Consider the following 13,248-nt stretch of genomic DNA (forward strand, 5'->3'; position numbering starts at 1 on the left):
GCGCGGGTACGTGCGAGTGTCGCGCGGCACATCCCGCTTGTGAAGCCGTGTGCACCTGATTCCACTCGTCCGGAGCGCCCCGGCGGGCGGGCGATTGGGCCGCACGGGTGGGGTTTCCCGGCCGTGCCGCCGTGTCGTCGGCGCCGGATCCGCTCCGTCCTTTTCAGTGTATGAGCAATAGGTGTGATCATCGCCAAATGGCATGAAACTGGACGAAGGGGTACAAGTCATGTCCCAGGTCGGCGCCCCTCGCGGAAGGACATGCTCCAGGAGCCCCCGCTCCCGCACGCTCCGCTCCGTCGCCTCCTTTGGCAGCGCGGTCCTCGCCCTGGCCGTGCTCGCCGGATGCAGCTCCGGTGACGGCGGCGACGAGCCGCCCGCAGCCGCCCAGGACAACGCGCCGGCCGCGCGCGACAAGGTCGCGGACGGCGGGACCGTCCGCTGGGCCGTGGACGCGCTGCCCACCACCCTCAACGCCTTCCAGGCCGACGCCGACGCCGCCACCGCGCGCATCGCCGGCGCCGTGCTGCCCGCCCTGCACACCCTCGACGAGCGCGGCCGGCCGCAGCTCAACCCCGACTTCCTGGAGTCCGCGCAGGTCGTCGAGACCGAGCCCAAGCAGGTCGTCCTCTACAAGCTCAACCAGCAGGCCGAGTGGAGCAACGGGCGCGAGATCGGCGCCCCCGACTTCGTCGCCCAGTGGCGCGCGCTGAGCGGCCGCGACACCGCCTACTGGACCGCGCGCAACGCCGGCTACGAGCGGATCGAGAAGATCGAGCGCGGCAAGAACGACCTGGAGGTGCGGGTCACCTTCGCCAAGCCCTACGCCGACTGGCGGGCGCTGTTCACCCCGCTCTACCCCAAGGAGGTGATGGGCACCCCGAACACCTTCAACGACGGCGCCCGCACCGCCCTGAAGGCCACCGCAGGACCGTTCCTGCTCAAGAACGTCGACCGCAAGGCCGGCAGCGTCACCCTCACCCGCAACCCCCGCTGGTGGGGCCAGGCCGCCAAGCTGGACAGCCTCGTCCTCACCGCCGTGCCCCGCGCCGACCGGGCCGCCGCGCTCGCCGCCGGCAAGCTGGACCTCGCCGAGATCGACCGGTCCGTCGCCGAGCGGATCGCCCTCGCGGTACGGGACGCCCGGGCCGGGCAGAGCGGCGCCCGGGCCGCGCTCGCCCACGGCCCCGGCGCCGGCATCACCCCGGCCGCCGCCCTCCGCTCCTGGGCGCTCGCGCACGGCTCCGACGAGGAGAAGGCCGAAGAGGTGCGGGCCGCCCGCGAGCAGAACCGCAAGGCGGTCGCCGCCTACGCCGCCGAGCAGAACGGCCTCGCGCGCTTCGTGGTCCGCAAGTCCCTGGAGCCCGCCTACACCCAGCTCTCCCTCAACGGGGAGTCCGGCCCGCTCGCCGACGAGCGGGTGCGCCGCGCGGTGGCCCGGGCGATCGACCGGCAGGAGCTCGCCGAGACCGTCCTCAAGCCGCTCGGCCTGCCGGCCCGCCCGCCGGGCAGCCACCTGGCGCTCGCCGGCCAGCCCGCCTACGCCGACAGCAGCGACGCGCTCGGCGACCAGGACACCAAGGAGGCGGCCGCGCTGCTCGCCGACGCCGGCTGGGTGCCGGGCGGCGCCCTGAAGAAGCCCGCGACGGCGGCCGGCACCAAGGCCGACGCCGAGAAGAAGACGGGCGCCGAGAAGAAGGCGGACCCCGACAAGAAGACGGATCGGGCCGCCGAGGAGGCGTCCGGGGAGAAGACCGCGGACGAGCGGAAGGCCGAGGAGAAGAAGGCCGCCGACGAGAAGGCCCGGGCCAAGGACCCCGACGCCGCCTCCGACGACGGGCTCTACATCGTCGGCGACGACAAGCCGGGCGAGCGCCGCACCAGCCCGCTGATCGGCGCCGCCGGCCCCGAGAACGGCACCAACGTCCTGGCGCCCGCCCCCGTCGCCGCCTTCCAGGGCGCCGCCCTGCTCCGCCAGGCCGAGTCGCTCGACACCGGCAGCAAGCCGGTGGCCGGCGCCTACGCCCCGCGCGGTACCGCCGCCCCGGCGGCCCCGGCCGCCGCCGACGCGGCCGCCGCCAAGGCCCTCGGCAAGGACGGCAAGGCGCTCAGCCTCCGCTTCGTCCTGCCCTCCGGGCCCGGCTCGGAGTCGCTGCGCGCGGTCGGCGACCGCATCGTGCGCATGCTCGACGCGGTCGGCATCCGCACCGAGGTGACCAAGGTCCCCGACGAGAGCTTCTTCAAGGACCACATCGCCTCCGGCGACTACGACCTGGCGCTCTACTCCTGGCCCGCCACCGCCTTCCCGGCCACCGACGCCCGGCCGATCTACGCCAAGCCGGAGCCGGCCTCCGACGGCTCGCTGCTCGTCGAGCAGAACTACGCCCGGGTCGGCACCGACCGCATCGACCAGCTCTTCGACCAGGCGGCGGCCACCCTCGACGAGGAGGAGTCCCGCGACCTGGTCCGCCAGGCCGACGCCCGGATCTGGGCCGCAGCCGGCTCCATCCCGCTCTACCAGCGCCCCCAGCTGGTCGCGGTCAAGCCGGAGCTGCTGAACGCCGGCGCCTGGGGCTTCGCCGCCCCGCGCTACCAGGACATCGGCTACAAGAAGCCGCACTCCGCCCAGGGCGCGGAGCGCAACAAGCGCTGAGCCGCCGCGAACGGCACGACACCCCGAGGGCCCGGCCGGGCAGCCGCACCGGCCGGGCCCTCGCCGTACCCGGGCCCTCGCGCCGCCCGTACCCGGGCCTCGCGCCGTACCCCGCGCCGGCCCCGTACGCCGCCCGTACCCGGGCCTCGCGCCGTATCCCGTGCCGGCCCCGTACGCCGCCTCCGCAAACCGCCCCATTACCCGAAAGCGGCCGAAAGTCCAAGTCGCAAGCTCAGAAGCAGCTCAATTTCCTTGCCCGCCGGCGGCCCGGGCGGGCACGATCGGCTCGGCCCCTTGACCCGGCCCGCGTGACCCTCCCCACACCCTGAAACCTCCCAGTAGACCCTCTCGGATCGATCCGGGGAAGCCCCTTGCACGGCGGCCCCGTACCATAGGACATAGCCGTGGCGCGTCCGCCCGGCGGGCGTAAGAGGAACTGACGCCGATTCCCACGATCCGAGAGAAGCGCAAGCCACCCATGCCCACGCGCCACGACATCCGTAACGTCGCCATCGTCGCCCACGTCGACCACGGCAAGACGACCATCGTCGACGCCATGCTCAAGCAGGCCGGTGCCTTCGCCGCCCACCAGCAGGTCGACGACCGAGTCATGGACTCGAACGACCTGGAGCGTGAGAAGGGCATCACGATCCTCGCCAAGAACACGGCGGTGAAGTACCACCCCAAGGACGGCGGGGCCCCGATCACGATCAACATCATCGACACCCCCGGCCACGCCGACTTCGGTGGCGAGGTCGAGCGCGGTCTGTCGATGGTCGACGCCGTCGTCCTCCTGGTCGACGCCTCCGAGGGCCCGCTCCCGCAGACCCGCTTCGTGCTGCGCAAGGCCCTCCAGGCCCGGATGCCCGTCATCCTCTGCATCAACAAGACGGACCGCCCGGACTCCCGGATCGACGAGGTCGTCAACGAGACCTACGACCTGTTCCTCGACCTGGACGCCGACGAGGACCAGATCGAGTTCCCGATCGTCTACGCCTGCGGCCGCGACGGCATCGCCTCGCTGACCAAGCCGGAGGACGGCACCGTCCCGGCGGACTCCACCAACCTGGAGCCCTTCTTCTCCACGATCCTGGAGCACGTCCCGGCCCCGACGTACGAGGAGGACGCGCCGCTCCAGGCCCACGTCACCAACCTCGACGCCGACAACTTCCTCGGCCGCATCGCGCTGCTCCGCGTCGAGCAGGGCGAGCTGCGCAAGGGCCAGACGGTCGCGTGGATCAAGCGTGACGGCTCGATCCAGAACGTGCGCATCACCGAGCTGATGATGACCGAGGCGCTCACCCGCAAGCCGGCCGAGGTGGCCGGCCCCGGTGACATCTGCGCCGTCGCCGGCATCCCCGACATCATGATCGGCGAGACCCTGGCCGACCCGGAGAACCCGGTCGCGCTGCCGCTGATCACGGTCGACGAGCCCGCCATCTCCATGGTCATCGGCACCAACACCTCCCCGCTGGTCGGCCGCGGCGGCACCGGCAAGGGCGCCGACGCCAAGGCCGCGGTGAAGGACCGCAAGGTCACCGCCCGCCAGGTGAAGGACCGCCTGGACCGCGAGCTCATCGGCAACGTCTCGCTCCGCGTCCTCGACACCGAGCGCCCGGACGCCTGGGAGGTGCAGGGCCGCGGTGAGCTGGCGCTCGCCATCCTGGTCGAGCAGATGCGCCGCGAGGGCTTCGAGCTCACCATCGGCAAGCCGCAGGTCGTCACCAAGGAGGTCGACGGCAAGGTCCACGAGCCGGTCGAGCGCATGACGATCGACGTGCCCGAGGAGCACATGGGCGCCGTCACCCAGCTCATGGGCGTCCGCAAGGGCCGCATGGACAACATGTCGAACCACGGCTCCGGCTGGGTGCGCATGGAGTTCGTCGTCCCGTCCCGCGGCCTCATCGGCTTCCGTACGGAGTTCCTGACCCAGACCCGCGGCACCGGCATCGCGCACTCGATCCACGAGGGCCACGAGCCGTGGTTCGGCCCGCTGCAGACCCGTAACAACGGCTCCCTGGTCGCCGACCGCGCCGGTTCGGTCACCGCCTTCGCCATGACCAACCTCCAGGAGCGCGGCGTCCTCTTCGTGGACCCGGGCACCGAGGTCTACGAGGGCATGATCGTCGGTGAGAACTCGCGCTCCGACGACATGGACGTGAACATCACCAAGGAGAAGAAGCTCACCAACATGCGCTCCTCCTCGGCCGACTCCTTCGAGGCGATCGTCCCGCCGCGCAAGCTCTCCCTGGAGCAGTCCCTGGAGTTCTGCCGCGACGACGAGTGCGTCGAGGTCACCCCGGAGGCCGTGCGCATCCGCAAGGTGAACCTGGACCAGCGCGAGCGCGCCCGCGCCGCCTCGCGCGCCAAGAACGGCTGACGGAGCCAAGAACGGCTGACGCCGTCCGCTCCTGAGCGGAAGATCACATTCAGGGCCCGGCCCCCCGTATCACATGCGGGGGGCCGGGCCCTTCGTCGCAGGATCCTCAACGTTTCGTCAACCTCATTTCGGAAGTGCGACGTCCGGATATCGGTCGTCGCTCTCCGGAACGTGTGTTAACGGTCCGTTTCGTCGGTGTCTGTCTGTGCTCGCTTTGTCCGGATTTCGGTCTTCCTGGCGGCGGTGATGTTGTCAAACCGAGACCGCTTAAGTGTGGTTTACAGCCCGGACGTACTTAATAGTTGGCTCCATTGAGCTCGGGTCAATGGGTCACGCACTGTGGGGAGTGCCGACTCACGAGCACACTCGGGGTACCGGGGTGAAACGCCGTCAGGGGTGTCGGCATCACCCGAAGTGCCCCTCTTGTAGTGACAAGTGGACTCATGAGGAGGAACTCCCATGCGCGGTGCCAAGAGCGCCAAGTGGGTAGCGGGCGCGATCGTTGTCGCCCTGGCAGCGACCGCCTGTGGCGGGGGCAAGAGCGACGAGGGCAAGGCCGGCGCTGGCGCCGTCGACCCCAACGGCATCTTCTCGATGGACCTCGGTGAGCCGGAGAAGCCGCTGCTCACCGGTGACACGATGGAGTCCAACGGCGCGTCCGTCATGGCCGGCCTGTTCTCCACGCTGGTGGACTACAAGTCCGACGGCTCGCTCGAGATGATCAACGCCGAGTCGGTCACCACGACGGACTCGAAGACCTGGACCGTCAAGCTCAAGCCGGGCTGGACCTTCCACGACGGCACCCCGGTGACCGCCAAGTCCTACGTGGACGCGTGGAACTGGAACGCCAACATCGCCAACGCCCAGGGCCTCGCGTCCTGGTTCGCGGACATCAAGGGCTTCGACAAGGTCCACCCCGAGGCCGAGGGCGCCAAGGCGACCGCGGACAAGCTCGAGGGCCTGAAGGTCGTCGACGACAACACCCTCACCATCGAGCTGACGAAGTCGGTCCCGTACTTCGCCCACAAGCTCGCCTACATCGTCTTCGCGCCGCTGCCGGAGTCCTTCTTCAAGGACCCGAAGGCCGCGGGCCAGGCTCCGGTCGGCAACGGTCCCTACAAGTTCAAGAGCTGGGACCACAAGAAGCAGATCGAGATCACCCGCTTCGACGGCTACAAGGGCCCGAACAAGGCGAAGAACGGCGGTGTGCTCTTCAAGAACTACACCACCGTCGAGGCCGCGTACGAGGACCTGAAGTCCGGCAACCTGGACGTCATCCGTCAGGTCGGCCCGAAGGACCTGCCGGTGTACCGCCAGGACCTCGGCGACCGCGCCGTGGACCAGCCGTACTCCGCGATCCAGACGATCGCCGTCGCGTTCTACGCCGACCAGTGGAGCAAGCCGAAGCCGGTCGACCCGAAGGTCATCCAGGGTCTGTCCATGGCGATCGACCGCGCCACCATCACCAAGACGGTGCTGAACGGCACCCGTGAGCCCGCGACGGGCTGGGTGGCCAAGGGCGTCCTGGGCTTCCAGGAGAACGCCGCGGGCGACGTCACCAAGTTCGACCCGGCCAAGGCCAAGGAGCTCATCAAGGCCGGCGGCGGCGTCCCGGGCAACAAGATCTTCATCCAGTACAACGCCGACTCCGGTCACAAGGAGTGGGTGGAGGCCGTCTGCAACTCCATCCAGCAGGCGACCAGCGTCCAGTGCGTGGGCGACGGCAAGCCCGACTTCCAGGCCGACCTGACCGCTCGTAAGAACAAGCAGGTCAAGTCGTTCTACCGGTCCGGCTGGGTGCTCGACTACCCGGTGAACGCCAACTTCATCTCGGACCTGTTCCGTACGGGTGCGGGCGGCAACCAGGGTGGCTTCTCGAACAAGGAGCTGGACGCCAAGATCGCGGCGGCCGACTCGGCCAAGACGCTCGACGAGTCCATCAAGGCCTACCAGGGCATCGAGAAGGAGCTCGTCAACTACATGCCGTCGATCCCGCTCTGGTACTACAAGGTCAACGCGGGCTACTCGGAGAAGGTGACCGGCGTGCAGTTCGGCCAGGACGGTGACCCGATCCTGACCGGCGTCGAGGTCCACAAGTAAACCCAGACGTAGTCCGCATGCCGTGAAGGGAGCCGGCCGTCCATCGGCGGCCCGGCTCCCCCCGGCGCCTTGAGCAGTGGCTGGGGGGCCCTTCCGCGACATCGTCGTGCCCGGATCCGGGTGCGCACGTCGAGGAGGGGCCCGTCCGCTGCTGCTGTGACATCTCAACGGAGGCATGATGGGGCGTTATGTCGCACGACGACTGCTCCAGATGATCCCGGTTTTCTTCGGGACAACCCTGCTGATCTTCCTGATGGTCTACAGCCTGCCCGGCGACCCCGTGGCGGGTCTGTTCGGCGACAAGGGCGTGGACCCCGCGACCCTCGCGAGGATCAAGCACGAACTCGGGCTCGACAAGCCGATTCTCCAGCAGTACTGGGACTACATGTCGGGCATCATTCTCCACTTCGACTTCGGCACCCAGATCCGCAACGGGCGCCCGGTCACCGAAGTGCTGGGTGACGCCTTCCCGGTGACGCTCCAGCTGGCCGCCCTGGCCTTCGCCTTCGAGTTGGTCTTCGGCGTCACGCTCGGCATCATCGCCGGCCTCAAGGCCGGCCGTCTCGCCGACAACGCCATCCTGATCTTCACGCTGCTGATCATCTCGGTGCCGGTCTTCGTCCTCGGCTTCATCATCAAGCTGGTCTTCGCCTTCCAGCTCGGCTGGATCGAACCGAACGTCAGCAACGACCAGTTGTTCTCCGAGCTGATCGCCCCGGCGATCGTCCTCGGCGGACTCTCCCTCGCGTACGTGGCGCGACTGACCCGTACGTCCATGGCCGAGAACCTGCGCGCCGACTACATGCGCACCGCGGTCGCCAAGGGCCTGCCCAAGAGCCGGGTCATCGGCGTCCACCTGATGCGCAACTCGATGATCCCGGTCGTCACGTTCCTCGGCACCGACATCGGTTCGCTCATGGGTGGTGCGGTCGTCACCGAGGGCATCTTCAACATCAAGGGTGTCGGTGGCCTCATCTACGAGTCCATCTCCCGTCGTGAGGGCAGCACCCTCGTCGGACTCGTCACCATCCTGGTGATCGTCTACCTCGTCACCAGCCTGCTCATCGACCTGCTGTACGCGGTCCTGGACCCGAGGATCCGTTATGCCTGACGTGACCAAGACCGCCGCTCCGGCAGACGACTCCGTCGACACCCCCTCCGTCGTCCAGGACGCCGCCTCCGCGCCGAAGCAGGACAAGGCCCGCTCCCTGTGGGGCGACGCCTGGCGGGACCTGCGCCGCAACCCGTACTTCATCGTGTCGTCGGTGCTGATCTTCTTCCTGCTGCTGATCGCCGCGTTCCCGACGCTGTTCACCAGCGCCTCGCCGACCGCCGGTGACCTCGTCAAGCACTACGTGGGCAAGCCGGAGCTCGGCAACATCGGCTCCGAGGGCTGGCTGGGATACGACATCCAGGGCCGCTCCGTCTACGCCCGCCTGATCCACGGCACCCGCGCCTCGATCATCGTCGGCATCGCGGTCACCGCGATCGTCACCGTCGTCGGCAGCATCATGGGCATGATCGCCGGCTACTTCGGCGGCATCATCGACGCCGTGCTGTCCCGGATCACCGACATCTTCTTCGGCATCCCGTTCCTGCTCGGCGCCATGGTCGTCCTGCAGTCCTTCACCGACCGCACCATCTGGGTCGTCGTCTTCGCCCTGGCCTTCCTCGGCTGGACGCAGATCACCCGCGTCATGCGCGGTGCCGTGATCACGGTGAAGCAGGCCGACTACGTGCACGCCGCCAAGGCGCTCGGCGCCGGCACGACCCGGATCCTGTTCCGGCACATCCTGCCGAACGCCATGGCTCCGGTGATCGTCGTCGCGACCATCGCGCTCGGCGGCTACATCTCTGCCGAGGCCACCCTGTCGTACCTCGGCCTGGGCCTCGCGGCCCCGACCGTCTCGTGGGGTGTCGACATCTCCGCGGGTGTTCAGGCGATCCGTACCTCGCCGCACATCCTGCTGTACCCGTCGATCATGGTGAGCCTCACCGTCCTGGCGTTCATCATGCTCGGCGAAGCCGTCCGCAACGCCCTCGACCCCAAGCTGCGCTGAGGAGGGCGTACACGTGAGCACCATCGACAAGACGACGACCGTCCCCGCGCCGCGCGACGGCGACGACTACAACGGTCCCCTGCTCGAAGTCCGCGACCTGCACGTCGAGTTCCACACCCGTGACGGTGTGGCCAAGGCGGTCAACGGCGTCAACTACTCGGTCAGCGCCGGCGAGACGCTCGCCGTGCTCGGCGAGTCCGGTTCCGGCAAGTCCGTGACCGCGCAGGCCATCATGGGCATCCTCGACATGCCGCCCGGCAAGATCCCGCAGGGCGAGATCCTGTTCCGCGGCCAGGACATGCTGAAGATGTCCAACGAGGAGCGCCGGAAGATCCGCGGTCGCCGCATCGCGATGATCTTCCAGGACGCGCTGTCCTCGCTGAACCCGGTCCTCACCGTCGGCTACCAGCTCGGCGAGATGTTCCGGGTCCACCACGGCCTGTCCAAGAAGGACGCCAAGGTCAAGGCCATCGAGCTGATGGACAAGGTCAAGATCCCGGCCGCCAAGGCCCGGGTCGGCGACTACCCCCACCAGTTCTCCGGCGGTATGCGCCAGCGCATCATGATCGCCATGGCGCTGGCCCTGGAGCCGGACCTGATCATCGCCGACGAGCCGACCACGGCCCTCGACGTGACGGTCCAGGCCCAGGTCATGGACCTGCTCGCGGAGCTCCAGCGCGAGTACAACATGGGCCTGATCCTGATCACCCACGACCTCGGCGTCGTCGCCGACGTCGCGGACAAGATCGCGGTCATGTACGCCGGCCGGATCGTCGAGCAGGCGCCGGTGCACGAGCTGTACAAGCGCCCGGCCCACCCGTACACCCGGGGTCTGCTGGACTCCATCCCGCGCCTGGACCAGAAGGGCCAGGAGCTCTACGCGATCAAGGGCCTGCCGCCCAACCTGCTGGCGATCCCGTCGGGCTGCGCCTTCAACCCGCGCTGCCCCAAGGCGAGCGACCTCTGCCACACCGAGGTGCCGGCCCTGGTGCCGGTCACCGAGCAGGACGGCGTCGAGATGCCGGGCCGCAAGAGCGCCTGCCACTTCTGGAAGGAGACGATCCATGGCTGAGCTCAGCAAGAACGACAAGGCCGAGGGCGTGTCCGAGGCGGAGGCCGTAGCCGCCATCGAGGCTCCGATCGAGCGCGGTGAGCCGATCCTCCAGGTGCGCAACCTGGAGAAGCACTTCCCGCTCACCCAGGGCATCCTCTTCAAGAAGAAGATCGGTGCCGTCAAGGCCGTGGACGGGGTCTCCTTCGACCTCTTCCAGGGCGAGACGCTGGGCATCGTCGGCGAGTCCGGCTGTGGCAAGTCCACCGTCGCCAAGCTCCTGATGAACCTGGAGCGGGCCACCGCGGGCGAGATCTTCTACAAGGGCCAGGACATCACCAAGCTGTCCGGCCGCGCGCTGAAGGCCGTGCGCCGGAACATCCAGATGGTGTTCCAGGACCCGTACACCTCGCTCAACCCGCGCATGACGGTCGGCGACATCATCGGCGAGCCCTTCGACATCCACCCCGAGGTGGCCCCGAAGGGCGACCGGCGCCGCAAGGTGCAGGAGCTGCTCGACGTCGTCGGTCTGAACCCCGAGTACATCAACCGCTACCCGCACCAGTTCTCCGGCGGTCAGCGCCAGCGCATCGGCATCGCCCGCGGCCTCGCGCTCAACCCGGAGATCATCATCTGCGACGAGCCGGTCTCGGCCCTGGACGTCTCCGTCCAGGCCCAGGTCGTCAACCTGATGGAGAAGCTCCAGGACGAGTTCAACCTGTCCTACATCTTCATCGCGCACGACCTGTCGATCGTCCGGCACATCTCGGACCGCGTCGGCGTCATGTACCTGGGCAAGATGGCCGAGATCGGCACGGACGTGCAGATCTACGACCACCCGACCCACCCGTACACCCAGGCGCTGCTCTCCGCGGTGCCGGTGCCGGACCCGGAGGCCCGCGCGCACCGCGAGCGGATCATCCTCACCGGTGACGTGCCCTCGCCGGCGAACCCGCCGTCGGGCTGCCGCTTCCGCACCCGCTGCTGGAAGGCGCAGGACAAGTGCGCCACCGAGGTGCCGCTCCTCGCGGTCCCGGAGCGCTTCCGCGGCCAGGACACCCCGGCGGCACACGAGTCCGCGTGCCACTTCGCCGAGGAGAAGGACGTCGTCGGCGCGAGCTGACGGCGTGCGGTGACCTCGAAGGCCCCCGGCACCTCCCCTTCGTGGGGGTGCCGGGGGCCTTCGCGTGCCCGGGACCTCCCGCCCTCTCCTTCCGCCCGTTCCTCCCGCCCGTTCCTCCCGCCCTTTCCGGTGGCGTTCATACGGACGCCGTAGAAATGCACTCTTCGGACGAAGGGGTGATATTGGGGCCTAAGTAACACCGAGGACATCGGGAGGCACTCCATGCGCGGAGCCACGCACGCCAAGTGGGCCGCTCTGGCCACCGCCGTCGCCCTTGCGGCGACCGCCTGTGGCGGTGGTGACGACGGCGGTGGCGGCGGCGGTGGCGCCGAAGGGATCGTCAGCTCCTCCTGGGGCGACCCGCAGAACCCGCTGGAGCCGGCCAACACCAACGAGGTGCAGGGCGGCAAGGTGCTGTCCATGATCTTCCGCGGGCTCAAGCAGTACGACCCGAAGACCGGCGAGGCCAAGGACATGCTCGCCGAGAAGATCGAGACCACCGACTCGACCAACTTCACCATCACCATCAAGGACGGCTGGACCTTCTCCAACGGCGAGAAGGTGACCGCCAAGTCCTTCGTGGACGCCTGGAACTACGGCGCCAACCTCAAGAACAACCAGCGCAACGCCTTCTTCTTCGGCCAGATCCAGGGCTACGACGAGGTGCACCCCGAGTCCGGCGAACCCAAGGCCCAGACGATGTCCGGCCTCAAGGTCGTCGACGACAAGACCTTCACGGTCAAGCTGACCCAGAAGTTCTCCACCTGGCCCTCCACCCTCGGCTACGCGGCCTTCTCGCCGCTGCCCCAGGCCTTCTTCACGGACCACGCCGCCTGGGTCTCCAAGCCGGTCGGCAACGGCCCGTACACCATCCAGTCGTACGCCAAGGGCTCCCAGATGGAGCTGCGGAAGTGGGCCGACTACCCGGGCCCGGACAAGGCGCAGAACGGCGGCGTCACCCTCAAGGTGTACACCGACAACAACACCGCCTACACCGACCTGACGGCCGGCAACCTCGACCTCGTCGACGACGTGCCCGCCTCGCAGCTGAAGAACGTCAAGGCCGACCTCGGCGACCGCTACATCAACCAGCCCGCCGGCATCATCCAGACCCTCGCCTTCCCGTTCTACGACCCGGCCTGGAACAAGCCGGGCCAGGAGAAGCTGCGCACCGGCCTGTCGATGGCGATCGACCGCAAGCAGATCACCGAGACGATCTTCCAGAACACCCGCACCCCGGCCACCGACTGGACCTCCCCGGTCCTCGGCGAGGCCGGCGGCTTCAGCTCCTCGCTGTGCGGCGACGCCTGCATGTACGACGCGGCCCAGGCGAAGAAGCTGGTCGCCGAGGGCGGCGGCATCCCCGGCGGCACCATGAAGATCTCGTACAACGCCGACACCGGCTCCCACAAGGAGTGGGTGGACGCGGTGTGCAACTCCATCAACCGGGCCCTCGGCAACACCAAGGCCTGCGTCGGCAACCCCATCGGCACCTTCGCCGACTTCCGCAACCAGATCACCCAGTCCAAGATGCCGGGGCCGTTCCGGGCCGGCTGGCAGATGGACTACCCGCTGATCCAGAACTTCCTCCAGCCGCTGTACTACACCGGCGCCTCGTCGAACGACGGCAAGTGGAGCAACCCCCAGTTCGACAAGCTGATCGACCAGGCCAACGCGGAGACCGACCAGGCCAAGGCCGTGAAGACCTTCCAGCAGGCCGAGGAGGTGCTGCGGGACCAGATGGGCGCCATCCCGCTCTGGTACCAGAACGGCAGCGCCGGCTACTCGGAGCGGGTCTCCAACGTGACCCTTAACCCGTTCAGCGTGCCCGTCTACGAGCAGATCAAGGTCAGCTGACGCCGTAGCAGGTCGGCGGAGTAC

The 13,248-nt window shown here is 68.7% G+C and carries 8 protein-coding genes; all 8 read left to right on the top strand.

Features of this window, described 5'->3' with window-relative positions:
• Positions 1 to 229: 229 nt before the first annotated feature.
• The 8 genes from ACIGW2_RS04240 (at position 230) to ACIGW2_RS04275 (ending at position 13,224) form a co-directional block, all read left to right on the top strand.
• Positions 230 to 2,653, top strand: a complete 2,424-nt coding sequence (locus ACIGW2_RS04240; RefSeq protein ID WP_399840986.1) for an ABC transporter substrate-binding protein — start codon at positions 230 to 232, stop codon at positions 2,651 to 2,653.
• Positions 2,654 to 3,131: 478 nt separating this feature from the next.
• Positions 3,132 to 5,033, top strand: a complete 1,902-nt coding sequence (typA, locus tag ACIGW2_RS04245) for a translational GTPase TypA (protein WP_356073900.1) — start codon at positions 3,132 to 3,134, stop codon at positions 5,031 to 5,033.
• Positions 5,034 to 5,492: 459 nt separating this feature from the next.
• Entirely contained in the window at positions 5,493 to 7,133 is a 1,641-nt protein-coding gene (locus ACIGW2_RS04250; RefSeq protein WP_399840988.1) for an ABC transporter substrate-binding protein, read from the top strand.
• A 178-nt stretch (positions 7,134 to 7,311) separates the two neighbouring features.
• Positions 7,312 to 8,244: an ABC transporter permease gene (locus ACIGW2_RS04255; protein ID WP_361590126.1), complete on the top strand. Its 933-nt coding sequence runs from the start codon at positions 7,312 to 7,314 to the stop codon at positions 8,242 to 8,244.
• Positions 8,237 to 9,193 carry an ABC transporter permease gene (locus ACIGW2_RS04260; protein ID WP_391656262.1) on the top strand — a complete coding sequence of 319 codons (957 nt, stop codon included), beginning with the start codon at positions 8,237 to 8,239 and terminating at the stop codon, positions 9,191 to 9,193. The genes ACIGW2_RS04255 and ACIGW2_RS04260 overlap by 8 nt, the downstream gene beginning before the upstream one ends.
• 13 nt (positions 9,194 to 9,206) lie before the next feature.
• The gene (locus tag ACIGW2_RS04265) at positions 9,207 to 10,265 is read left to right on the top strand and encodes an ABC transporter ATP-binding protein (RefSeq protein WP_356077215.1); all 1,059 of its coding nucleotides are present in this window, start codon (positions 9,207 to 9,209) and stop codon (positions 10,263 to 10,265) included.
• Complete coding sequence (locus ACIGW2_RS04270) at positions 10,258 to 11,367, top strand: ABC transporter ATP-binding protein (protein WP_391656260.1); 1,110 nt, start codon at positions 10,258 to 10,260, stop codon at positions 11,365 to 11,367. Before ACIGW2_RS04265 ends, ACIGW2_RS04270 begins: the two co-directional genes overlap by 8 nt.
• Positions 11,368 to 11,589: 222 nt before the next feature.
• Positions 11,590 to 13,224 (top strand): ABC transporter substrate-binding protein, encoded by a 1,635-nt coding sequence (locus ACIGW2_RS04275; RefSeq protein WP_399840991.1) that lies wholly within the window; start codon positions 11,590 to 11,592, stop codon positions 13,222 to 13,224.
• Positions 13,225 to 13,248: the final 24 nt, after the last annotated feature.

The organism is Streptomyces sp. NPDC053541 (assembly GCF_044544705.1).
GTDB lineage: Bacteria > Actinomycetota > Actinomycetes > Streptomycetales > Streptomycetaceae > Streptomyces.